Source organism: Legionella resiliens, from assembly GCF_021344005.1.
GTDB classification, from domain to species: domain Bacteria; phylum Pseudomonadota; class Gammaproteobacteria; order Legionellales; family Legionellaceae; genus Legionella; species Legionella resiliens.
In genome coordinates this window covers 234,412-257,735 of the sequence record NZ_JAJTND010000004.1, presented here as the reverse complement: position 1 = coordinate 257,735, position 23,324 = coordinate 234,412, and the positions used below count along the sequence as shown (strand labels likewise).

Below are 23,324 nucleotides of genomic sequence, written 5' to 3'. Positions count from 1 at the left end.
TTATTTTGCTCAATGCGTGAGCAATTTATCCATCTAATTCTATTTTTGGAGTCTATTGTGCAAAAAAAAATTGATGTAACAAATCAACCTGTATTTTCTTTAGATGCTTTATTTGAAGAGGAATTAACCGCAGATATTCCCCAAGTCAGTTCGACAGCTGCCTCAGCCATGAAAATATTAATGTTACGCAAACAACAAGGCTATATCAATGAAATCAATCAATTGGCGGATATATGCGCTCAGTTACTGAAGCAAGGGACTCCTGTTGACTCAGTAGTAAAAGCAATTAAATCGGGTATGGCCACTTCCTATCAACAAGCACTGGATAAAGTAACCAGTGAAATAGGACTAGGGCAATTTCAATTGAATCATACTAATCCTCAAACAGTTGCTGGACAGAATTTGGAAAAACACGTTAAATCCATGAGACGCTATAAAGAAACCCCTTTAATCGATATTATGGAAGCCGTTACTACGGATACCCTGGTGCAAGCAAGCGCAAAATTTGGGGCTGATCTGGGGGATATCGACTTTTTAAACTTTAAATCTAGGCTTGCTACGTTATAAAGCGTTCAATTGTCTATCCTGGGTGAAATATCCGCGTAGCCCAGGTTATACTTCCTGTATCTTCTACACATCGCTGAAAACCAGGCCAGCTCTACTCCGACGTTCCGCCCCCACGACCTGTTCGCGGGGTTGTCCGCAGAATTCTACAATCTAATTGTTAAAACATCTGTAGGATGAGAAAACAACTGATTCTCTGCAATAACTTCAGCCCCGGCATTTTTATAAAATCGATTTAGTGAAGGTTTTAATGTATCCAGCATGATAAATTCCGCTTTTTGTGTTTTAGCAATTTCTTTGGCCTTTTCAATTATTTGTGTGCCAAAACCTAATCCGCGATAAGGCTTATCCACATAAACATACATTAAGTCACTTATAATAGGTGCTTTAAACTTCTTTTCGTTAAACTCAGGAGCCATTTCTTTGGGGAATAAAGCAAATAAGGCAACCGGTGTACCATTCAAAGTCCCTATATAGACATGCTCCTTCAAATTATTGAGAACACCCTTACGAAATTCAACTCCTTTATTACGAATATATCCCCATTCTTCTTCTGCCCAAGTTGCAGCCAGCGATAAATACTCCATGCGTTCTGATAGTGGTTTAAAATTCAATTTATGTTTAAACAACGCAGCACTAAAAAGCAACATTTTACATCCTCATAACGAGCAAGCCCAACCTTGCCATTGATTTTGAATCGAACCTGTAATCGGCTGGTCTAAAGAGTACCATTAGACCTCTTTAGAATCTATAATCTTATTCAATGAAGCTTAAGCAAAAAATGGAGATCGTTTCTAATGTCCCTGTGGAAAAAATTTAAAGCGTTTTACAATGCTTCGCCAGAGAATAGAATAGGATTTTATAACGTTCTTGCTTTTCTTGTTATCCCTATTTTAGGCATGGCCACTTTGTACGTTTTAGTGCGTATTTTTTGGATAAATGCGTGAATGATCTAGTCTTAGATAATGCCCCATAGTTTAACTATGAGGCTATTAAGATCTATTTGGCTTGTTCAACTTTTATTGATCGCACACCTGATTTGGATTCTAATTTTTTAGGTAAATCAACCCAAAGCATTCCTTTTTTAAATGTTGCTTTTGCTTTAGCGAGATCAACTGTTGAAGGTAACGAAATGGAACGTTCATATTTTCCATAACTAATTTCTCGGGATATAAATTTTTTACCCTCATTTTTCTTCGCACTGGACTTTTCACCACTTATAGTGAGTACATTGTCAGCTATAGACACTTTAACGTCTTTTTCATCCATGCCAGGCATTTCTAACTGAACACAAAAATGCTCTTTGTCCTCAACAACGTCCATTGAAGGAGAAAGATCCAGCTTTTCAAATTGTCCCAAATTGAATTTAGATGTAGGTAAAAAATCATTAAAGTCTCTAAATAATCTATCTACTTCATTTTGCAGACTTAAAAAAGGATTGTGCGTACGATTAATTTGAATGGAAGATCCTTTAGAAGGAGATCCTTTCTTGAATTGAGTTACTTTGCTCATGACTCACCTCCATAACTCGATGGGTATCTATAAATTTTGGTAATAAAAAGCAACTTTGTCAAATGAAGCTTCACCTGAAAAAAAAGTAATAAATACCAAGGAATGACGTGTTTTATCTGAACCCACTCACCTATCGGGCAAGCGGGTTGCGATGGTGAAGCCAGAGTAATAGAAAAGCGACAGCAGGCATTAGAATATCAGTCCAAAATATGGTCCCCGCATTACCGGGTTCGAAATTATGGGTAGTCATCATTTGATAAAGATGAACGCCAGCAGCCCCCCATAAGAACATGGCAGGAACAATAATCGTTGCGGCACGAAAAGCAATTTGGCTTCTAAAGCTAATTATCACATTCACAGCAATTCCCAAACTTGCAAAGCCAACCTCCATTTGAAACGGGCTTTGCGGCCAGCCAATAAACTGTGCTGTAAAATAACCGAAGAAGACATGCATTACAAAATTAAACAAATAAGCCAAGCCAATATTAAATAATAAAAACCAGGAAAATATAATTTCAATAACCTTGGCTTTTTGCATTGGCCTGGATTTTATCAACCATTCTATAAAAGAAAACACCAGGCCTAAAATAAAACAGGTCAATGTAAAATTACGAATCGCCAAAATAATCATGTCGGCCATAATACCATCCATGTAAGAATCTGTTTTATATATATCAAATTACCTGAAAAAAAGTGCAAACACAATTCATGATAAGCTGCAAAAGACTGAATCAATTGACCGTTTCAAAGCGCGCTACCTGTACTGTACTGCAATGCAACATCAGGAACATACTAAAAAATTACAGACTTGGATTTGGTGTTCTTTTACGTCGTTGATGAACTATATAGTACAAACCCGGTAAAACCAGTAACGTCAAAGAAGTTGAAGAAATTATTCCACCAATGACTACCGTTGCTAAAGGTCTTTGAACCTCTGAACCAGTGCCTGTTGCCAATGCCATAGGCACAAACCCCAAAGAAGCAACCAGTGCGGTCATCAGCACGGGTCTAAGTCTCGCCAAAGAACCTTGCATTACTGCATCTTTTAAATAGAACTTTTTCTGTTCGTATAATTTATTGATAAAAGTAATCATCACCAGGCCATTTAAAACCGCCACCCCGGATAAAGCAATAAACCCTACCCCTGCAGAAATGGACAATGGAATACCTCGCCAGTACAAAGCAAAGACGCCTCCAGTTAGAGCAAGAGGAATACCTGAAAAAACTAAAAGTGCATCGCGGGCATTCCCAAAACTCATAAAAAGCAATAGAAAAATACCTAATAAGGTAACAGGTACTACCAGTTGTAAGCGTTGAGATGCAGAGAGTAATTGTTCAAACTGGCCTCCCCAAGTAATCCAATACCCACTGGGTAATTTAACACTTTGTTCGATGCGTTCTTTGGCTTCATTAACAAACGAACTTAAATCCCGGTTCCTAACATTTGCAGTAACCACTACTCGACGCTTACCGCTTTCACGACTGATTTGATTCGGGCTTTCGCTTCGTATCGTTTTAGCCACTTCACTCAATGGAATGAAATGAAGCTCTCCATCTTTTGCCGGCGGTAATGGAACAAAAACTTGTCGTAACACTTCAGGGCTGGAACGTAAGGATTCTGGTAAACGCACAATTAAATCAAATCGTTTATCCCCATCAAAAAGTTCTCCCCCTTTCTTTCCTCCTGTTGCAATAACAATAGCGTCTTGAACTGCGGCTGCTTGCAAACCGTAACGAGCGAGCGTATCCCGATTTATTTCAATAGTAAGCAGAGGCAAGCCACTCACCTGCTCTACTTTCACATCAGCTGCTCCTGGGACTTCTTTAAGTTGCGTACTAATTGATTCTGCAATTTCTCTTAAAGTATTCATATCATCACCAAATACCTTCACAGCTACATCACTGCGTACACCTGAAATTAATTCATTAAAACGCATTTGAATGGGTTGGGTGAACTCATAATTATTTCCTGGGATCTGTGTTACGGCCTGTTCGATTTCTTGCACGAGTTCTTGCTTTGCTTTTTTAGGATCAGGCCATTCTTTACGTGGTCTTAGCATGATAAACGTATCAGCCACATTAGGTGGCATAGGATCGGTAGCAACTTCGGCCGTGCCCAATTTAGAAAAAACAATCTGTACCTCAGGGAACTGCTTAATCCGTTGTTCAACCAAATCTTGCATGGCAATCGCCTGAGTTAAACTGGTACCCGGAATACGCATTGCATGCATGGCAATATCGCCCTCATCAAGGCTTGGAATAAACTCACCACCTAATCGAAAAGCAATCAGAAGACTGATGAGCACTAATACTACCGCCGCCCAAATCACCCCATATCGAGCATGAAAACTATGCCGCAAAATTCGCGCATATCCTAATGAAATACCATGCACCAACCTATTTTCTTTCTCTTGAATCCGTCCTTTTAGAAAGATAGCCACTGCAGCTGGAACAAAAGTTAGAGCAAATAACATTGAGGCCATCAGGGCAATAATTACCGTTTCAGCCATAGGCAAAAACATTTTTCCTTCCACACCGGTTAAGGTTAAAATTGGAAGATAAACTACAGTAATAATGAATACCCCAAAAATACTGGGTCTGATGACTTCGGTCGTTGCATAGGCAATAACTTTTAAACGTTCTTCATGGGTTAAAATACGCTGTAGCTTATGCTGTTGCTCTCCTAAATGCTTCATGCAATTTTCAACAATAATCACCGCGCCATCAACAATCAAACCAAAATCAAGCGCTCCCAAACTCATCAGATTAGCGCTGATTTGATTACTGACCATCCCCGTTATGGTCAGTAACATCGATAAAGGAATAACCATAGCGGTAATCAGCGCTGCACGAATATTTCCCAAAAATAAAAATAAAACAACGCAAACGAGCAAAGCACCTTCAAGTAAATTGTTCTTAACAGTATTAATCGTGGCATTAACGAGCGCGGTTCGGTTATAAACAGTAACAGCCTCAACTCCCTCAGGAAGAGATTTATTAATTTCCTTCATTTTAGCCGCAACACGTTTCGATACAGTGCGACTGTTTTCTCCCATCAGCATAAACACCGTGCCTAAAACTACTTCCTTACTGTTTTCAGTAGCCGCTCCAGTGCGTAACTCTTTCCCTAAAGCAACATCCGCTACATCACGGATGTGAACTGGCGTACCCTCAAAACTGGCAATGACAATATTTTCAATATCCGCTATATTTTGTACCTGACCGGGAACGCGAATGAGATTTTGCTCGCCATTGCGCTCAATGTACCCTGCTCCTACATTATTATTGTTGCGCTGCAAAGCCTCGACCACATTATTTAAACTTAAGCCATAGCGAACCAATTTGCTCGGTTCAGGTGTAATATGAAATTGTTTTTCATAACCACCAATCGTATTGACCTCTGCTACTCCCTCCACATTACGTAATTGCGGTTTAATGATCCAATCCTGAAGTGTACGAAGTTCTGTTGGATTATAACGTTGTGATTTAGGGACATTAGGTTTATTCTTCACAACGTACATGAATATCTCACCAAGACCGGTAGAAATAGGTCCTAATGTCGTTTCTGCCTCTGCAGGGAGTTTATCTTTAACCTCTTGTAACCGTTCATTAATCAACTGACGTGCGAAATAAATATTCGTCCCATCTTTGAATACTACAGTAACCTGAGACAACCCATAACGTGATAAAGAACGGGTGTAATCTAAATTAGGCAAGCCACTCATCGCCAATTCGACAGGAAAAGTAATGCGCTGCTCCACTTCAAAAGGTGAATAACCTGAAGCTGCGGTATTAATTTGCACTTGGACATTCGTGATATCCGGCACAGCATCAATTGGGAGGCGCTGAAAATTATAGATCCCCAGCGCTGCAATAATCATTGTGAATAAAAGGACAAACCAACGATGTTTTAAAGAAAAGCGTATCATTTTTTCAAGCATCTTTATCCTTAATGCTCATGGCTTGCGCCTTCCTTACCTAATTCTGCTTTGATATAGAAACTGTTTTTACTGACATAACGTTGCCCTGCATCAAGCCCCGAAATCACCTCTGCCCATTGTTGGTCCTTTTCTCCTAAAAGCACAGGAGTTGCCTCAAAATAATCCCCTTGTTGGACAAAAACCACATCGTTTCCATTCATTTTCTGAATGGCAGAGAGGGGAACAGCGACAGAAACTGTTTTTTTGTTGATGATGATCGCCCCATTAATATACATACCAGGCAACCAGGAGCGCTCTTCATTAGGAAGAATGGCACGTGCTAAATTAGTCTGACTGTCTTCAATGCCTAAAGGGGAGATATAAGAAATGGTACTCAAGGATTCAGGTTTTCCTTCGTCCCCCGTTACTATGACTTCCATTCCTTGCTTTACAAGAGGAGCATCTTTACGATACAAGGTAAAATCTGCCCATACATTCGCTAAATTCGCCACTTCGTAAATCGGTTTGGTATTTTGCGTCAACTCACCATTCGTAGCATTCTTTTGTACAATAGTACCGGTAATCGGGGCTGTAATCGTGTAATTTTGTAAACTTTCATTACTTTCTACCGTGGCTAATGTTTCTCCTTTCATGACCTCATCACCCAAATTTTTAGTCATGGATTTTATGATGCCAGGATAACGTGCATAAATAGGTGCCATTGTATCGCGGTTAGGGAGAATTTTTCCCACTACGTTTAATCGAGCCTTGATCTCATGACTTTGTGCTGTTGCAGTGTATATCCTGGCAGCGTTAAGGACCGTTGGGCTCAACTGAACTCGCCCTTCGTACGAGGCATAATGCCAATTCATCTGCTTTCCTGAGAGCTCTAATTGAACTGTGACATCAAAAGAATGCGGCTCTTTAATCACTTCATTGCTTTGTAAAAAAGGATTGGCGGGACTAAAGGTAACCGCCTCTTTTTTACCATTGAATCGTGTTAATAAAAGGGATAACTGTGCTTTGTGCGGGGAAATCAAGTCCCCTTTCTTATAAAGATAAGCGCGAAAATGAGGAGGCATTGCCCGTTCAAATATTAAAAGCTCGAGTGCCAGATCACCCTCCTTAAATAAACGACCTTTATGCGGTCCTATTTCCCAAGTCTCTTGGTGAACATCATCCGTCGCGTGCGTTAGCCAGAAAGTCAAACTTAGCCCCAACAGAAGAACAAACAATAATAGAAAAGAAACCCATGGTCTTGGAAATTTCATTTACTCTCCTTAGCAGGATGAAGTCCTAAGAGTCCCGTAAGCTGAATTAATGCTTTATGATTATCCGCATGGGCTTGTTGATAGTGCCGTTCTTCTTCGTATAATGTATTTAAAGCAAGAGATAATTCAATATAGGTGTATCGGCCCATTTGGTATCCATCTTCAGCAAGTTTAATTGATTTACGGGCTAAAGGTAAAAGTGACTCAGTAACTAAATTCGCTTCGTAACGACTTTGCTGCGCCTGTAAAAAAACATTATAAACATTTTGCCGTACATCAAGCCGTGCTCCTTGATATGCATGGGCTGTTTGCGTAAATTGTGCCTCTGCCGTCAGGATCTTTCCCTGATTTCGATCAAAAACAGGCACTTGTGCAAAAGCAGAAATTACTGCTGCATTACTTCCATCATCGGAGAAATGACGCCCTCCTAGTTGAATATTTAAATCGGGCCAAACTGATTTTTTAACCGCTGTAATTGTTGCCCGTTTTGCTCGAAGTTGCAGTTGCATTTGCATTAATTGCGGGCTTTGTGGTAATTTTTTCAAGAGAAATGACCAATCTAATACAACATCGGGTAACCCTTTATCTACCAAAGCCCTGTCGATCCTCAATCCATCTCCTAATAAACGGGCAAGTTTTGCTCGTTGAGAAAACGCATCTCGCATCGCTTTTTGTGCTTGAATACGCGCCTCGCCTAAACGTCCTTGGGCTAAGCGTAAATCCAATTCAGTACCCACCCCGGCTTTTACCCTGCGTTCGATCGCTGCCACAATACTTTCATTCAGGCGAATTAATTTTTTAGTCACTTGATGCCATTGACCGGCGTACAAAGCATCAACATAGGCCACCCCAACCGATACATAAAGTACTGCTTTTTGAACTTTAATCTGGGCCAAAGCAGCCAAATAATCTGCATAGGTTGCGTTTTTCAGATAAGCAAGACGATGCCCTAAAGGAATAGGCTGAGTTACAGATGCCGTGGTTTCCGCAGCCTCATAACTAGAATAGCTGCCTGAGCCGCCAAAATTTTCAGCAGTTAAGGTCAGTTGGGGATTGGGATAGAGGCCGCTTTGGATAAAATAACCGCGCATTGCTTGTGCTTTATCCATTTCTGCTTGCAAATCGGGATTATTACGATAGGCAATTTCTAATGCCTCTTTAAAAGTAAAGGGAGCAGTCGCCAGCGCCCCATCACTCATGAAGCTCATCAATAACACAATGATGAAACCAATATAATGCATTCCTTACCTTTAACTGTTCCCTGATACTTTTCAAAGTGTAACCTGATTCACTTTTGTTTTATACCTTCTCTGGCATAAACATAAATCCTATACTATCAACAGTTGCATCTTCATTCGCCTTAACCACCGGTAATGTAATTCCAGTTCCAACTAAGGTTAACCAGTATAAACTAAAGAAACTATATAAATTAATATGGATTTGTGTTAGATGTATGGCGAGTAAAAAATGGTTTATCCCAGCATGCTTAGTTTATTTAGGGTATGTAAATTGTTGGGTAAGGAAAAATGAAAAAAATAAGGAAAGACGATTCGCAAGATCAATATATTTCAGAATTGATCCATGAATTAAATCAACCAATAACAGCAATTAAAGCCTATTTAGGAGGTTGTGAACTCAGAATACAAAAAAACAAATTAAGCCTGGAACAAATACTAAGCGTCTTGCAAAAAATTAATGAACAGGCTGATTTCTTGAAAAATAAAATTGATTCCTTGTATGAGCACATATCTCAAGAAAAACTCATAGAAAAGTCTGCTGACGTCCATAGCGTTATTACAGAGATTATTTCACTATATTCCTATGAAATAAAACATCACAAGATTAGCTTAATCTTAAATTTTCAAAGAGATTTTCCTAATTTTCACATTGATAGTTTTCAGATCAGACATGTTTTATTTCGTTTATTGAAACAATGCATTCACACGGTAGAAAAAAATAAGCTTCACAGAGCGAAATTAGAAATCCAAACTTACATGGATAAAAGCTCGATGAGAATCACAATCAAAAGTAATTTTTTAATAAAAGAAGAGGATTTTAAAAATGAACTTACCTATTGCAATACTTTTCTTGATCAAGAGAGTGGTGTCTTATTAGCTGAATTATGTGCTCATAGTATTTGTTTTCAACTTACAGCGTTTCAACAAAGGTAAAGGATATGCCGTTTAATAAAACTGTTTTTGTTGTTGATGATGATCCCGAAATATGCAAATCATTCCGGTGGTTATTTGAGTCAATCAATCTTCAAGTTCAAACCTATGAAAACGCCGGGGATTTTCTTGATAGTTACACTAATCAACCAGGATGTTTAATCATTGATGTACGCATGCCTATAATGAGTGGCTTAGAGTTATTGGAGCAATTAAATTCCTCACCAAATAAATTACCAGTAATCGTAATCACAGGTTATGGTGATATTTCAATGGCCATACGAGCTATGAAAGCTGGAGCCGAGGATTTCATTCTTAAGCCCGTTAATCATCAAAATTTATTAGAAGCCACACAAAAATGCCTTAAAAAAAATAATAATACTATAATCTCCCAGTCTAATGTTCATGAACGAATAGATAGTTTGACCCGACGTGAAAAACAGGTTATGGATTTGGTGGTTAATGGTAAATTAAATAAACAGATCGCTTATGACCTTAATATATCCATATCGACAGTGGAAGTTCACCGTGCTAATGTCATGAGAAAAATGGAGACAAAATCTTTAGCTGAGCTTATAAAGATTAATCTAATTTATACCGGAGTCATTGATTCTACAGAATGAATCAGTTTGATTTTGTGTAAGGATCGCATTCGCTCGATAGGCAGCAGGAATTAATCAAACTTACACGACATAGAAAAACGGGGATTCGTTGAAACCGGGGCAAATGAATTTTTTACTTACTGCTAATTGATTCCATGGAACTAGATAAGAAAGAGCAATTTATTTTATTAATCGAAGATAACAATGCTGTAAGTGAAGCTTTAGTTTGGGCTTTAGACTATGCAGGGTATATGACAGTGACGGTTAGAGATGGCCAAGAGGCATTAAATATGCTTGAAAAAGATCCCCTGCCGGCAATTATTTTTTTGGATCTCATGATGCCCGTACTGGATGGTTTTGAATTCCGGGAAAGAAAAAAAACATCTCAACGGATAAGAAATATCCCCACAATTATTACTTCTGCTAAAACGAATTTGGAAAAAATGGAAAAAATGCCGCATGAAACTTTTTTGTCCAAACCTTTCGATTTAAATGATGTGTTTCAAATTCTAAATAAATATAGTAAATGTACCTGAGTAAAGCTTATCGTATCTCTTTGTTTCATTAGTTAACACATCATCAACAATTTTCTTTGATTTATTACGGGTCATCATATTGTTTCCAATCCCACAAAAATTATTCCTCGATTTGCAAGACACCTTTTCGATACCCGTGAATACCAGTGCCCCACATAATAACATCACCAGAAAAAAGTGAACGTAGATCATTTAAATCGGGTTCATTGTTTTAATTGCATTGAAAAATCTATTTTTTCCGAAGAGTTGCGACTTGCTCAGCATCTTTATCAAAGATAAAACAAGTCGCTACATTTAGGTTATAGAGTAACTTGGCAACGGAATAATAACTTAGCAAAAATCTAAAAATGTTGATTCAGCATATTTATGCACATTTGTAACAACTCAACTCCCTTTTCAAGAGTAACTGTACGAACTTTTTTTAAAAAACACCATTATGAAATACACGCGCTGAATTACGGGTTTACCCTATATTTGAATTAATAAATTTGGTATATAGTTAAACATCTTAAAAGAAGCGAGTATTGTTTATTCATAACAAATAATTGCTTAACGAAACAATTTAATGAAAATAAAGAAAGCATTATTACCAATAATATTTTTAAATCAAACCTAAAATTAGATAGAAACAAGTTAAAGCATTTCTTGGAGGATTTTCTTAACAAGCAAGAAAATTATTCTCAAGGAGAGCTCGAAGCTGACAATGAATCTATTTATAAAATAACCGTTCAAAAAATTTTGGATTTTGTATTATTGATATTGTTTAAAAAAGATTCATTATAAGTTCTCAATGATAAGCAAAATGTGAACCCAGGATAAAATGGACATTTTGTTATTTAAGGATATTCATCGAGCTCAAGAAAAAACAATTTGGGTGAACACTTTTTTAATTTCAATTAACTGGAAGTAAATGAAATGAATTCAAAAGTCATTAAAGAATCATCGCTCCAAATACCTGAGGAAATTAAAAAATTACATGAACGACTCTTATTCAAAAAAGATAGGTTAAATGAAAAAGAAGAGGAGATTAATTTTCTTAATATAGAAATTGAGGAATTAAAAAATCAATTGACTGAATTTTATGATTTTAATTCCTCTGCTTTTTTAACTATTGATAAAAATTATTCAATACAAGCTGTAAACTTTCAAAGCTCCTTATTAATGAATTATGAACGTAATGAATTGATTAATAAAAATTTCTTTAACTTCGTCAGTACTTTTCAACACAATACGCTTAAAAAATGCATTCACGATCTCATCGAGAAAGAAGTGAAACAAGATTGTGAATTGGAATTATTAGTAAAAGGTGGAACACGAAAGTATATAAAGATTGAATGTCTCTTTACAAAGGATAAATTAATACTGCTGCTTCTTAGGGACATGACTTATGTGCGTCAATTAGAATCACAGCAAATCCAATTAAATCAATCATTAGAGACAGTTACCAATTTATTACAAAATGTTTCCGATGCGATAGCTACTTTAGATAAAGAATTTTATTTTAAAATAATAAATCCCTCTTTTATTAAATTTTTTTCCAGAATTTTTGCAATAAAAATTCAAACCGGAATGAATTTTCTTACGCTCATTTCTGATCTTTCAGAATACAAACAACAATTAATTACAGCGTGCTACCAAGCTCTTTTAGGAGAGGAAACCACCATTTTAATTGAAAATTCGAGTGAATTAGACGAAGCGAGTTTTTGCTTTGAAATAAATTTTAATCCCATCTATAACCATTCCTTTCAAAAAAATGAAATTATTTTGCTTATTAAAGATCTCACCGAATTTTATTTACAAAAAAAATTAAAAATGAAAGAGCAAGCAAAATTAGCTCATGCAATTCGATTAAATACAATGGAAGGAATGGCATCGGCATTAGCTCATGAAATTAATCAGCCTTTAACTGCAATTTTTCTTTATAGTCAGACGTGCCTTTTACAAATAAAAGCACATGTTGAAAAAAATAAATTAGATCCTGGTCCATTAGTCTTGTTGAATAAAATTATTTCACAGGCAAAACATGCCAGTGAAGTAATGAGTCGTATGAAAAGCTTTATTTATCAAGATGTGCATTTTCCCGAAAAAGCAAATATCAATCTATTAATTCAAGACACTATGATTTTCTTAGATTATGAGTTAACTCATTCAAAGTTAAAGATTAATTTAATTTTAGAAGAGGAGCTCCCTCAATTAGATATTGATAGAATTCAAATAATGCAAATTATTATCAACTTAATTCGAAATAGCATTGAAGCAATGCAAGAGAATATAAACCAAGTCCCTGAACTAACCATTCAAACAAAGAATAAAGATGAATGCATTGAGATTCATTTCCATGACAATGGGCCAGGCATCATTCCTGAGCACAAAGATAAAATTTTACACTCTTATTTTACGACTAAAGCTCAAGGAACTGGCTTGGGGCTTACTATTTGTAGAAACCTCATTGAAGCTCATGGCGGCAAACTTTATGTGCAGAATCACGATGGCACAGGCGCCTGGTTTATTTGTACTTTACCAAAGCAGCCGGGTGCAATGAAACATTAAGATCATTTAGAATCACCCATACGATTACTCCATGTGCACATAATAGCCCAGCTCCCTGTGATTGTTTACTCGTTTCTCTGATTAGGGCCTGAGCACTTATTATTAAAATAGGATTTCAAATATGTTAACTAGATTGTCAAGAACAATTATTTTGACCGGCTTTTTTTCAGGAATTTTTATCAATTCAACATTTGCCCATTCTCACCACGAAGCAAGTTCCATAGGAAGTCCAGTGAAGGCAACAAAAACCACCAAAACAATTAAAGTGACTGCTTCAGATGATATGCGATTTAATTTTTTACAACCCCCCAAATTTCATGATGGTGAAATTATAACATTTAAAGTGACCAATAGAGGGAAAGTAGTTCATGAGTTTTCTATAGGTGATGAAAAAGAACAAAAAGAACATCAAAAAATGATGCGTGCCATGCCAAGTATGGTGCATGAGGAGGGTAATACCATCACAATTAATCCTGGTGAAACGAAAACATTGACTTGGCAATTTAAATCAAATCCAAAGCATGATGTTGTATTCGCCTGTAATCTACCGGGTCATTTTGAAGCGGGTATGTATATGAAAGTAAAAGCTGTCAAATTGGATAAAAATTCTGTGGTCATAGGTATTAGAGGAGCAATAAGATAGGTGCTTTTCCACTCAGGAAATTGGAAAATCAATGCATCCCTATTTTCCTTAGTTTTTATAAGTAAGACCACGATTGTTAAAAAAAGTATATAGAAATTAAAATTGCCCATTTCTGATTAGAAATTCAGTCAACTCTTTTTCAGGAAAACTAGGAGCTATTTACATTTAGAAAACAGGTTCTGCCAGGGTTTGTTGACAAATCTAGCGAATTGTCAGTAGCCAGACATACTTCCCATCTCGATGAAGGCATTGAGAGCAATCTAATGAATGGAGTTATTATGGATAATAAAAACATAGAGCCGTTGTTTAAAGAAATAGATGAACAAATAGATGGAATTGTATTGCACCTGTTAAAAAAATATGCACTGAAAAATGAATTTTCCCCGAAGCTTGATGCCCATTTGAAGGAAGAAAATGAAGTAGAAACTCTTGCCTCATCGATTTAGTTATAAATATTAAAGTTTCCACTACTCATAATAAGGATATCGTGATGAAAATTGATCAACATACAACATGGATTCTGACTGCAGACACAAGCACTTGCAGAATCTATAAATCGACCACCAAACCTTATCAATTTTCATTGGTCAAAGAATTTCTCCATCCTGAAGGTAAGCTTAGAGATATTGAGATGACATCAGGTAAAGCAGGTCGCTTCAACACCGGAACCACTACTCAAGGAACGTATACACAACAATCCGATCCAAAAGAAATAGAGAACGATGATTTTGCAAGAAAAATCGCAGAAGAACTGGATAATGGTAGAAATAATCACGATTATGACCGACTCATTATCGTTGCACCACCGCATATGAATGGGCTTTTATTACAGCATACAAACAAACATATCAATAATTTGATAACTTATAATATTAAGAATGACGTGATTCATTTATCAGAGCAAAAATTATCTGATTTTCTGCGAGAACATTTGCCAATGTAATGTGACTACAAATATGAGAAATTCCACGGACCAATCCGCGGAATTCGAGTGGGTAATCATTAACTATCAAATAACACGAACTTACTCACATCCATGAGCTTAAACCACTTGAACATCTTCTGCTAAGAGACCTTTTTGCCCTTTTCCTTGCTTAAATAAAACGGACTCACCTTCTTTGAGAGTCTTAAAGCCACTACCTTGAATGGAACTGAAATGTACAAAATAATCCTGGCCATTACTTTGGATAAATCCAAAGCCCTTGCGTTCGTTAAACCATTTTACAGTTCCGTTTATCTTCTCTGGCATTGTCATTATTCCTTTATTATTGCAGTTCAGAACCTAATATTTCTTAGTTGAAGATGCGCTTGATGAAACGACTTCAAGCACTTCAAATGACTATAAAAGCAAGGATGATTTATCTTAATTTCCAGGTATTCTTTACGCAATTGAGGATTTTGCTTATAAACACTAAGGGAAATGGGCATTAATCATGATGAGGATAATTTTTGCTATAACTCTGATTTATTTCATAATATCGCTACTGTCACAAATTTTTGTCGCAAGAAAAACCCGGTGCAACATAGCACCGGGTTGAGTAAATGATTACCTTATTCTGTAGGTTTTGTTTGCAATTCACAGGTAATTTTTGTGCAGTCACGACAATTTTTTAAAGCAAAATCAAAAGCAGAACTTCCACTGGCTGCATGTTTAGACATTTGTTCATCAGCCTGCTCATCAGGTGAACCTGAAGTTGGACTGCTCGCATTGGTAGTACATATCCACATGCCTGGATGCGTATTTGCTGCGGGTTGGGTGGCAGTTGTCGTATTTGCTGGAGTAGAAGTAGCGTTATCCGCCATTACATGGCTTGATACCACAAACATACTACTTAAAACAATCATTTTCATTATTCCTTTCATGATCTTCTCCCTTGTTAGATAAATTTTTTAGGAAATATAAACGGACAAACAAATCATATTATAGACAATATTTTTAAAATAAAGTCAGATTTCCTGTGCTTGTAAGCTCGTTTATTTTTGTAGTTCAAATTTTAAAGCATCTTTTATTCGATATTTGCATAAGAGATGCTTTAATATTGATAGATTGTTTGATCTAGGATTATTACTGATTTACGACTGTAACACTTTTTCCATATTCAGGATCAGTTTTTGCTAAATAATCCTTTAAACCATCTGGAATTGCATCGTTCAGATTATTTTCTTTAATAAAATCAACTAACGTCGCACCATCTTTATCAGCAAAAAAGTCGCCCTTTCCCAGAACTCTTTCAAATAATTTACCGAGCTTGCTACCCTTATAAACTTTACCTTCTTTACCAAACATTTCTTCGTGAATAATTTTATCATGAACTAAACGTATTGCTTGGAGCCGAATCGATTCACTACACTGGGGATGTTTTGATATTTGATTTAGAAATTCAACTTCTTTGGCTCTGTCGCTCTTTTTAAACTTACTTTTAATCCATCGCCAAAAGGGATTATGCTCATCCTCATATGCTTTATCGTAGACTGCTTTGATATGAGGAATGACCTCATTAAGCCTTACTTTCTCTCCTTTTTGGATATTCCTTAATTGGTGATCTGCTACCGCAAATGCAACCTCTTCTACCTTCTTTTTATATGAAGAAATGTCATCTTGAAGATGCGTAAACTCCTTTTCTTCAGTGGTCATCAGTCGGTTTGAGTGCTTTGCTATATGCAACTGACAGTCAGTAAAAATCGTTAAAGCGCTATAATACTGATGAGTTAATTGGGCAAATTCATTTTTTTTACTTTCAGAAAAATCCCCTTCAATTATCTCTCGTGCAGCTCTCTTAAAATTTATCTTGATGCGTTCATACTCTAGTGTAAGCTTTATATATTTCTCATCATCTTTTTTATTTATAATCTCATTCTTCAAATCAAGCATTGCCTGTGTGGAAAGAGACTGAAGAAAAGCTGTAGATACGCCTTCTCTTATTTTTGGGGGTGCCATTTTTTTAAGAGAAGTGGATTCTTGTCCAAGACCATTTATTAATTTTTCCCGACCCATTTCTTTTCTCCTCTTTGATTGATGTATTATCAAACCCCCACTAATATTTAATTATTCAGTGAGTGAGAATATAAAAAACTGACAGCGTTAATATTTTAATTATATGTTATTTTTTGTATTTCAATAATACAGAATGAATCTTATTTTATCTCAAGGATTGAATTTGATGCGCCCCTTACTTTTTTACCAGTATAAAACAATGCTGCTTAAGGATTGATTAACAAATCAAGTGTAGTTTGGGAATTGAGCTCAGAGCGGGTATAGATCCGGGCATTTTTAGATTTTATGAAGTGCTCATTTTTTTCATAATCATAATAATCAAGAGGAGCAATAGAAGAACCGGTGTAATAAAAAGCATCATTAACGGCCACAAATTAGACCCTGCAAATAGAGCAAAAACAGTATAAATCAATAAAGGAATACTAAAAAATAGAGGAATACAAGCGATTTTCCGCCATGTACCAGACCATTTCCATAACGTGAGGAGCTGCAAAATCCAATAGATAGGAATGGACCAAAAAAGAAGTTTTATGAATAAAATATCCCAAGTAGAAAGAGGCTGCTGCTTTGCGGTGACGCTTGCCTGTTGCTGCTGATTCAGCTCATTGACCCAGGGAGCCTTTGGATGAGCCACCTTACGGTAATCTTCTTGCCAAGTTGCTGAAAGCGAAAGGGATTTAGTTTCTAAAGCCCGCCAATTAGCGTTATATACAGTCACCTTCACTGAATCAATTTCTGTGGGCTTATAATAAGATACCCAAGCAATAGCTTGCCCTTCACCTGCAGGGTATGCTTGGGAAGGATTCATACGGGCATTGGTCTTGATCTCCGCTCCAAGATATGTGCCAATGGCCTGGAAACGCAAAGGCTGCTCACTTTGATAATGAATAAGCACATAGAGCGCTTCATCTTGATGTAATACTGCAGGTGATGCTGGGCTTGTTTCACCGAGTTCCACCTTCAAGGCCACAGCTATGGTGCTATAAGATAACAAAAATCCGATTAGAAAAAAGAAACGTCTCCATACCATGTGAATGTCCCTAATAAAATAGAGGTTTACAGAAGATGCCTCAGGGCCGCCCCTAGCCTGCTACGAAAAATTGAATAACACTAAACCATTATTATCGTTGCCATTACTAATTCTGCAAAACCAATCAACAACCAATTTTTGCTTTTTCAAAACGGGATCAAAGAAATCCACATGCAGTGTCGCAGTATTATCTTCAAAAACACTTAAACGACCAGAGAATGTTAAGAATTCCCCTGTAGGTTTCTTTATAAAAATTTTCATGGACGTGGTTACTGTATCGATTAACTGATCATCAATATCTTCTTTACCATGGAAATACTGAGTAAAATTAAATCGAGTTGTGGCTCCGTTTAATTTTCTTTTCACTTGGGTCGAAAGTTCAGGACCTGTAACATCACAGTTATCAAAATGAATAATTGCGCGGACATCATTACCACTCTCAACAGCTTGTACGAGTTGGGGAAAATCAGTGATATTACTTGTAAGTGAATTAGCATGACTTAAGGGAAACAGCAAGAAAGTTGCGACGATTGATTGCCAAATTCTCATGTATGTCCTCCATGACTCTTTTCCTCATTTGGAGCTCCCTTAACCCGCAATAAATCATATGGAGCTAATTAACCACGAGGCCTCAGATACCTTAAGTGTAGAACGACTTATCATTTTTTCCATTTTTTTGCCTATAATTTAAAAAGTTTTAATGGTGTAAAAAATGTTGGTCAGCCCAGTATCCGAAGCAGTTACTCTATTAAAAAAGCATTAAAAAATAAAAAAATTAACAGCGACCTATGGCCATTGGTTTAGCTCATGAACTTTGCGACGCGTATCAATACCTTAGGAATATTATTGATCAATTTTTTACCCGACGTTGCTTTTGTATGCGGATTATGATTTGATTTTGGTAAAGGAATAACCGATTCGTAACATGGAATACGTCGTCTATGTGCTTTTCTTAATCTCTCTGCTGATTGTAGTAGTACACCAGCTTAAGCTCATACCATTGAATCAGTTAATCCCTGCTTTATCAAGACAGAATGCTTTAGAGCATGAAGATTTATTGACTCTTTTTGATAAATTTAATTACAAACATGAAGACGGCGTTTGTCATGGATTTACATTAACCTGGGCTCAAGAAGCAGCACTTGGATTAGATTATCAATTTTATAATCGGCTCAATCTGATTAAGCGTGAAAAAAGAACATTACCCAATACGTTACAGGCTATTAGTGAGAAAATAAGATCGAGTCAAACTCTCTCCAGAAAAGAACAAAAACGAAACGAAATAAAACCTTTCCTTGAAGCCATATGCCTGGCTCAATCCCCCGACGATTATCATGAGATTTATGCTCAAGCGATTCAACAATCTAATATTGATACTATCTACAAGATGATCCAGCTTAATCTCTGTAGAAATCAAAACACCGTTAAGAATCTGTTTAGTAAAACAATAAGCTTGGCATCCCCCCAAAACGTCAAGGAATTTTTACAGCAACTACATATTATCCTCCCGGCTAAAAACCATGTTGTGGTGGTTTGTAGTAGCGAAGAACATACGATTGGCTTTAAAAAGTATAAAGACAATACATGGTTGTTCATGGATATCAATCACTTATATGAACAAAGTGAAGAATACCCTTATCAACTATTAACCAGCGAGGAACTCTGCCCCATACTTTATAAATCCCTTTTTGAATCCAGTAAGCGTTTGGTATTTCACTGCTCTTTCATTGCACAGTCGGGAAAACGGAACTTAGCACAACAAATACGGGCGATTGATGATTTATATCCTGTCAGTTCAGAGAATATTCAAATCAGTAATTGCCGCGGCTATGGTGCGCTTGCTTTGGCAGTTCAAAATGATGATAGAAGTACGGTCTGGAAAATACTGCGATTACATAATAAATCACCGGTTATCAGCCAATCTGAATTAGAGAGTGCACTCTTTTATGCGGCAGCCTGCAATCGGTCGAATATTATGAATCAACTAATAAATATTCCCAAAATAGATATCAATAGTCCTTGTAGTCATGACGACGACTCCCCGCTGGGAGTTGCTTGCAGGTATGGCAATGAAAGTGTTGTACAATTGTTGCTTCGCAATGCCAATATTAATGTGAACATGCAAAACGCCAAAGGAATGACTCCCTTAATGCTGGCATGTAAATCATCTTATACACAAAAAAAACCTGCATTATTTAGGCTGCTTTTAGAAGCCAAAGCCAATGTCACCCTCATTAACATCGATGACGAAACAGCGCTTGATATTGCAAAGAAACACGATAATCAGGCAGCGTTGAATATTATGATGCCTGCCAGTTCCAAAACTGCCCCTAAATGCAGTTCTAATTTATCACCTAGCAGACCTTCTGGAACAATACCAACCTCGGGTACTTTTTTAAATCACTCTTTTTTTGATAAACCCGATAAGTCTATGGAAAGAGCTGCCCAAGGAGCCCTTCAAATTGCTGGAAATGCAAAAATTAAATAAATGAGCTGTTTGTCTATCATTTCGCTAAGTTACTATTTTTTTAAAAGTTTGAATAAGGACATCACTCATGCAAGATTCTGCCACATCAGAAAAATTAATGACGTCTTTCTCGCATATAGCCCTTATTTACAGCAGAAAAACAATAACAGCAGTGGGGTAATCCTCCCGGCTGAAAAAGTTTTCATTTGATACTGACGCATATTTTGCGTTATAAACACATAGTGGATCATTGAGCGGACATTGGAGTCATCATCATGAATAAAATAATATTAGTTACCGGAACTTCTTCCGGCCTAGGTTTAAGCGTATCGATTAAACTTGCAGAGCAAGGTCATACTGTTTATGCAAGTATGCGTAATCTAGATAAAGCAGATCAAATAAAGCAAGCCATAGCAAACAAGAATCTCAATATTCATTTAATTCAGATGGACGTTGAGTCCACAGAGAGCGTTGCCTGTGCTGTTTCAGCCATTCTTGAGCAAAACGGCCGTATTGATTGCCTGATCAATAATGCAGGAATGGGTTTTGTAGAAACCACGGAGAACGCCTCGGAGGAAAAGATCAACCAGGTAATGAATATTAATTTCATGGGAGTTGTCCGCACAACTAAGGCAGTATTGCCTGCAATGCGCCAAGCCAAATCAGGACAAATTATTAACATCACCTCAGTTGGTGGTTTAATTGGACAGCCATTTAATGAAATTTATTGTGCGTCCAAATTTGCAGTAGAAGGCTTGACTGAAAGTATGGCAAGTTACATACAGCCTTTTTTCAATATTAAATTCACAGCCATTGAACCAGGGGGTATTGTTTCAGAATTTTCTACAAATGTTATTAAAAACAGTACGATTGATTTCTCAGAAAATGACGAATATGCTCCAATTTTCAAACGGTATTTTGAAGAGGCGCGGGAGCGTTTAAAAAATGCGTCCACCCTTGATGTTTATCAAAGTAGTGACCAGGTTGCGGATTGTGTCGTTGACGTAGTGAACAGTAAAAATCCTCCATTGAGAATCAGAACATCTGAATGGGCAGAAAATTTCTGCAAACTAAAAACACAAGCTGATCCTATGGGAACCAAATCCGTTGCATCGGTTTATAAACTATTTTTGGCACAGGAAACTGCAACAGATAAATCGGTTATTTAGAATAATTGAGCACGTGTTGGGTCAAAACCCAACATTTCATGGCCTGGCTGCTTGCAGCTGAATTTTCTATACATCGCTGAAACAACAACTCCGCTGCTACTCCAATGTCCCACCGCTTGTCCGCGGGGCGTAGGGGCAGATGCGGTTAAGAGACGCTGCTTGCAGCAAGAATGATAGCCCTGAGGAGCTTGACCTCAACACGTTAAGGTCTCCTCATTAGTTTAAGCGCACATGCGCAAACTTATATTTTTCATTTTTTAATAACGAAAATACAAAATAGGAGAATGATAAAGTTATGAATTCCAAAGAATATAGTGTTCAAAAAATACTGAAAGATGTAAATCTCAAAATAAATCAACAAGATTTTGAAGTAAAAGGAGTTTGCAAAAGCTCTTTATTTACAAGCTCAAGTCTTTACAAACATAAAAGGAAACAACCCTCATGAACGAGAGTAATAATCAACAACAACTGCGCTCAAACGAAGAGCTTATTAATTTCAGAAAAAAACACTTTTTACCAACCGCTGGTTTTTACCATAAAGAACCCATTCAGCTTGTCAAAGCACAGGATGCTTATGTATGGGACTCTGAAGGAAAACGCTACCTTGATGCCATAGGCGGAATTGTTTGCATCTCAGCGGGACATAATCATCCCAAAATCAAAAAAGCACTTATTGAAGCGATAGAAAATGATGGAATTCAACACACAACCCTGCTTTATTTAAACCAGGCACCCGTAGAAACTGCAGAGCGTTTACTCGAAGAAGCACCCAATGGTATGGACAGAGTATCGTTTACTAACTCGGGTTCAGAGGCTAATGAACTTGCCATAATGGCAGCTCGCCATGCGACTGGCGAAACAATGGTAGTAAATGTACGCCACTCTTATCACGGAGGGACTTCTGCCGCACTTGCCTCATGTGGCCATTCAATCTGGAGATTCAAGGCACAGCCAGTTTCCGGTGTAACCTCGGCGCTTGAACCCTACTGTTACCGGTGTCCGTTTAATCAAAAACCAGACAGTTGTGATTTATCCTGTGCAAAAAATGTTGAAACAACCATTCAGAATTCAACTCATGGAAAGATTGCAGCGTTTATACTGGAACCTGTAATGGGGGTAGGTGGTTTTATTACCCCTCCTGATGATTATTTTAGCGAAGTTGCCCGTATTGTTCATAATTACGGCGGTAAATACATTAGTGACGAGGTACAAACCGGAGCGGGTCGCGGTGGTGGTGATCTGTTACTTACCAAAACCCTAAATATCGATGCCGATATGGTCACTATGGCTAAAGGATTTGGTAACGGCGCTCCAGTTGGGGCAGTGCTTATGAAAACCGAAGTGGCTGAAACAATGACTGGCAAAACGTATTTTAATACCTTTGCTGGCGACCCCTTACAAATGATTCAATCCAAACTCACATTGGAAATTATTAAAGAGGAACAGCTGGTTGAAAATGCGCGCATCATGGGCGAACTACTAAAAGACGGATTCCAGCAACTGCAAAAGAAATATCCCATCATTGGAGACGTTCGCGGTCGCGGTTTGCTTTTAGGGATTGAACTCGTCAAAGATCCTCAAACAAAAATTCCAGCGTCTGATGAAGCATTTCAATTAATGGATTTGTGTAAGGATAAAGGGTTGTTAGTTGGAAAAGGAGGACAATTTGGTAACGTCTTCCGAATAGCTCCGCCACTCACAATTAATCGAGAACACGTCAATTTCATCTTGGAAACACTCGAACAATCCTTATCGGAACTGGCACGATTGCATACTCTATAAATAACCATGTTGGGTCAATTCTGACCCAACATGAATTTATTTTTGCGAGAGAATTTTAGGGCATGTTGACAATTAAGAAATAATAACCTTCATATGAACAGCGGGACATACATTG

Annotated in this window: 22 protein-coding genes; 11 read left to right on the top strand and 11 right to left on the bottom strand. The window is 37.3% G+C overall.

What is annotated here, in order from left to right:
• The first annotated feature begins 57 nt into the window (after positions 1-57).
• Positions 58-567: a hypothetical protein gene (locus tag LXO92_RS06700; RefSeq protein ID WP_182351900.1), complete on the top strand. Its 510-nt coding sequence runs from the start codon at positions 58-60 to the stop codon at positions 565-567.
• 143 nt (positions 568-710) lie between these two features.
• Here the strand turns inward: LXO92_RS06700 and LXO92_RS06695 are convergent, their stop codons facing one another.
• The 6 genes from LXO92_RS06695 to LXO92_RS06670 form a co-directional block, all read right to left on the bottom strand.
• Positions 711-1,214, bottom strand: coding sequence for a GNAT family N-acetyltransferase (locus LXO92_RS06695; RefSeq protein WP_182351899.1), 504 nt, complete (start codon positions 1,212-1,214; stop codon positions 711-713).
• A 349-nt stretch (positions 1,215-1,563) separates the two neighbouring features.
• Positions 1,564-2,076 carry an Hsp20/alpha crystallin family protein gene (locus LXO92_RS06690; RefSeq protein WP_182351898.1) on the bottom strand — a complete coding sequence of 171 codons (513 nt, stop codon included), beginning with the start codon at positions 2,074-2,076 and terminating at the stop codon, positions 1,564-1,566.
• A 130-nt stretch (positions 2,077-2,206) separates the two neighbouring features.
• The gene (locus LXO92_RS06685) at positions 2,207-2,716 is read right to left on the bottom strand and encodes a DUF6790 family protein (RefSeq protein ID WP_232890657.1); all 510 of its coding nucleotides are present in this window, start codon (positions 2,714-2,716) and stop codon (positions 2,207-2,209) included.
• A 160-nt stretch (positions 2,717-2,876) separates the two neighbouring features.
• Positions 2,877-6,017, bottom strand: coding sequence for a CusA/CzcA family heavy metal efflux RND transporter (locus tag LXO92_RS06680; RefSeq protein WP_232890656.1), 3,141 nt, complete (start codon positions 6,015-6,017; stop codon positions 2,877-2,879).
• 8 nt (positions 6,018-6,025) lie between these two features.
• Positions 6,026-7,267, bottom strand: coding sequence for an efflux RND transporter periplasmic adaptor subunit (locus LXO92_RS06675; protein WP_232890655.1), 1,242 nt, complete (start codon positions 7,265-7,267; stop codon positions 6,026-6,028).
• Positions 7,264-8,508 (bottom strand): TolC family protein, encoded by a 1,245-nt coding sequence (locus LXO92_RS06670; protein WP_370529183.1) that lies wholly within the window; start codon positions 8,506-8,508, stop codon positions 7,264-7,266. Before LXO92_RS06670 ends, LXO92_RS06675 begins: the two co-directional genes overlap by 4 nt.
• A gap of 285 nt (positions 8,509-8,793) precedes the next feature.
• Here LXO92_RS06670 and LXO92_RS06665 point away from each other — a divergent pair, with 285 nt between their 5' ends.
• The 7 genes from LXO92_RS06665 to LXO92_RS06635 all read left to right on the top strand — a co-directional run bounded on the left by LXO92_RS06665 (position 8,794) and on the right by LXO92_RS06635 (position 14,709).
• Complete coding sequence (locus tag LXO92_RS06665) at positions 8,794-9,438, top strand: HAMP domain-containing histidine kinase (RefSeq protein ID WP_182351894.1); 645 nt, start codon at positions 8,794-8,796, stop codon at positions 9,436-9,438.
• A gap of 5 nt (positions 9,439-9,443) precedes the next feature.
• Positions 9,444-10,058, top strand: a complete 615-nt coding sequence (locus tag LXO92_RS06660; RefSeq protein ID WP_232890654.1) for a response regulator transcription factor — start codon at positions 9,444-9,446, stop codon at positions 10,056-10,058.
• A 134-nt stretch (positions 10,059-10,192) separates the two neighbouring features.
• Positions 10,193-10,573, top strand: coding sequence for a response regulator (locus LXO92_RS06655; protein ID WP_182351892.1), 381 nt, complete (start codon positions 10,193-10,195; stop codon positions 10,571-10,573).
• Positions 10,574-11,488: 915 nt separating this feature from the next.
• Entirely contained in the window at positions 11,489-13,123 is a 1,635-nt protein-coding gene (locus LXO92_RS06650; RefSeq protein WP_232890653.1) for a PAS domain-containing sensor histidine kinase, read from the top strand.
• A 121-nt stretch (positions 13,124-13,244) separates the two neighbouring features.
• The gene (locus tag LXO92_RS06645) at positions 13,245-13,766 is read left to right on the top strand and encodes a cupredoxin domain-containing protein (RefSeq protein ID WP_182351890.1); all 522 of its coding nucleotides are present in this window, start codon (positions 13,245-13,247) and stop codon (positions 13,764-13,766) included.
• 278 nt (positions 13,767-14,044) lie between these two features.
• Positions 14,045-14,212, top strand: coding sequence for a hypothetical protein (locus LXO92_RS06640; protein ID WP_182351889.1), 168 nt, complete (start codon positions 14,045-14,047; stop codon positions 14,210-14,212).
• A gap of 44 nt (positions 14,213-14,256) precedes the next feature.
• Positions 14,257-14,709, top strand: coding sequence for a host attachment protein (locus tag LXO92_RS06635; protein ID WP_182351888.1), 453 nt, complete (start codon positions 14,257-14,259; stop codon positions 14,707-14,709).
• A gap of 99 nt (positions 14,710-14,808) precedes the next feature.
• Here the strand turns inward: LXO92_RS06635 and LXO92_RS06630 are convergent, their stop codons facing one another.
• The 5 genes from LXO92_RS06630 to LXO92_RS06610 form a co-directional block, all read right to left on the bottom strand.
• Positions 14,809-15,015 carry a cold-shock protein gene (locus tag LXO92_RS06630; protein WP_182351887.1) on the bottom strand — a complete coding sequence of 69 codons (207 nt, stop codon included), beginning with the start codon at positions 15,013-15,015 and terminating at the stop codon, positions 14,809-14,811.
• 302 nt (positions 15,016-15,317) lie between these two features.
• Positions 15,318-15,629, bottom strand: coding sequence for a hypothetical protein (locus tag LXO92_RS06625; protein WP_182351886.1), 312 nt, complete (start codon positions 15,627-15,629; stop codon positions 15,318-15,320).
• Between the two features lie 202 nt (positions 15,630-15,831).
• Positions 15,832-16,761, bottom strand: coding sequence for a hypothetical protein (locus LXO92_RS06620; protein ID WP_232890652.1), 930 nt, complete (start codon positions 16,759-16,761; stop codon positions 15,832-15,834).
• 283 nt (positions 16,762-17,044) lie between these two features.
• Positions 17,045-17,791, bottom strand: coding sequence for a hypothetical protein (locus LXO92_RS06615; RefSeq protein WP_232890651.1), 747 nt, complete (start codon positions 17,789-17,791; stop codon positions 17,045-17,047).
• Positions 17,792-17,851: 60 nt separating this feature from the next.
• A complete protein-coding gene (locus tag LXO92_RS06610; RefSeq protein WP_182351883.1) occupies positions 17,852-18,340 on the bottom strand; it encodes a hypothetical protein in 489 nt (162 codons plus the stop codon).
• 376 nt (positions 18,341-18,716) lie between these two features.
• Between LXO92_RS06610 and ankG the strand changes: the two genes are divergently transcribed.
• From ankG to LXO92_RS06595, 3 genes are all read left to right on the top strand, one after another.
• Positions 18,717-20,279 (top strand): Dot/Icm T4SS effector AnkG/AnkZ/LegA7, encoded by a 1,563-nt coding sequence (ankG, locus tag LXO92_RS06605; RefSeq protein WP_232890650.1) that lies wholly within the window; start codon positions 18,717-18,719, stop codon positions 20,277-20,279.
• A 254-nt stretch (positions 20,280-20,533) separates the two neighbouring features.
• Positions 20,534-21,427, top strand: a complete 894-nt coding sequence (locus LXO92_RS06600; RefSeq protein ID WP_182351881.1) for an SDR family oxidoreductase — start codon at positions 20,534-20,536, stop codon at positions 21,425-21,427.
• Positions 21,428-21,868: 441 nt separating this feature from the next.
• Entirely contained in the window at positions 21,869-23,209 is a 1,341-nt protein-coding gene (locus LXO92_RS06595; protein ID WP_182351880.1) for an aspartate aminotransferase family protein, read from the top strand.
• Positions 23,210-23,324: the final 115 nt, after the last annotated feature.

Excerpts from the sequence above, each read along its gene's own strand:
- LXO92_RS06695 (WP_182351899.1), bottom strand. The coding sequence starts at position 1,214 with ATGTTGCTTTTTAGTGCTGCGTTGTTTAAACATAAATTGAATTTTAAA.
- LXO92_RS06690 (WP_182351898.1), bottom strand. The coding sequence starts at position 2,076 with ATGAGCAAAGTAACTCAATTCAAGAAAGGATCTCCTTCTAAAGGATCT.
- LXO92_RS06685 (WP_232890657.1), bottom strand. The coding sequence starts at position 2,716 with ATGGCCGACATGATTATTTTGGCGATTCGTAATTTTACATTGACCTGT.
- LXO92_RS06680 (WP_232890656.1), bottom strand. The coding sequence starts at position 6,017 with ATGCTTGAAAAAATGATACGCTTTTCTTTAAAACATCGTTGGTTTGTC.
- LXO92_RS06675 (WP_232890655.1), bottom strand. The coding sequence starts at position 7,267 with ATGAAATTTCCAAGACCATGGGTTTCTTTTCTATTATTGTTTGTTCTT.
- LXO92_RS06670 (WP_370529183.1), bottom strand. The coding sequence starts at position 8,508 with ATGCATTATATTGGTTTCATCATTGTGTTATTGATGAGCTTCATGAGT.
- LXO92_RS06665 (WP_182351894.1), top strand. The coding sequence starts at position 8,794 with ATGAAAAAAATAAGGAAAGACGATTCGCAAGATCAATATATTTCAGAA.
- LXO92_RS06660 (WP_232890654.1), top strand. The coding sequence starts at position 9,444 with ATGCCGTTTAATAAAACTGTTTTTGTTGTTGATGATGATCCCGAAATA.
- LXO92_RS06655 (WP_182351892.1), top strand. The coding sequence starts at position 10,193 with ATGGAACTAGATAAGAAAGAGCAATTTATTTTATTAATCGAAGATAAC.
- LXO92_RS06650 (WP_232890653.1), top strand. The coding sequence starts at position 11,489 with ATGAATTCAAAAGTCATTAAAGAATCATCGCTCCAAATACCTGAGGAA.
- LXO92_RS06645 (WP_182351890.1), top strand. The coding sequence starts at position 13,245 with ATGTTAACTAGATTGTCAAGAACAATTATTTTGACCGGCTTTTTTTCA.
- LXO92_RS06640 (WP_182351889.1), top strand. The coding sequence starts at position 14,045 with ATGGATAATAAAAACATAGAGCCGTTGTTTAAAGAAATAGATGAACAA.
- LXO92_RS06635 (WP_182351888.1), top strand. The coding sequence starts at position 14,257 with ATGAAAATTGATCAACATACAACATGGATTCTGACTGCAGACACAAGC.
- LXO92_RS06630 (WP_182351887.1), bottom strand. The coding sequence starts at position 15,015 with ATGCCAGAGAAGATAAACGGAACTGTAAAATGGTTTAACGAACGCAAG.
- LXO92_RS06625 (WP_182351886.1), bottom strand. The coding sequence starts at position 15,629 with ATGAAAGGAATAATGAAAATGATTGTTTTAAGTAGTATGTTTGTGGTA.
- LXO92_RS06620 (WP_232890652.1), bottom strand. The coding sequence starts at position 16,761 with ATGGGTCGGGAAAAATTAATAAATGGTCTTGGACAAGAATCCACTTCT.
- LXO92_RS06615 (WP_232890651.1), bottom strand. The coding sequence starts at position 17,791 with ATGGTATGGAGACGTTTCTTTTTTCTAATCGGATTTTTGTTATCTTAT.
- LXO92_RS06610 (WP_182351883.1), bottom strand. The coding sequence starts at position 18,340 with ATGAGAATTTGGCAATCAATCGTCGCAACTTTCTTGCTGTTTCCCTTA.
- ankG (WP_232890650.1), top strand. The coding sequence starts at position 18,717 with ATGGAATACGTCGTCTATGTGCTTTTCTTAATCTCTCTGCTGATTGTA.
- LXO92_RS06600 (WP_182351881.1), top strand. The coding sequence starts at position 20,534 with ATGAATAAAATAATATTAGTTACCGGAACTTCTTCCGGCCTAGGTTTA.
- LXO92_RS06595 (WP_182351880.1), top strand. The coding sequence starts at position 21,869 with ATGAACGAGAGTAATAATCAACAACAACTGCGCTCAAACGAAGAGCTT.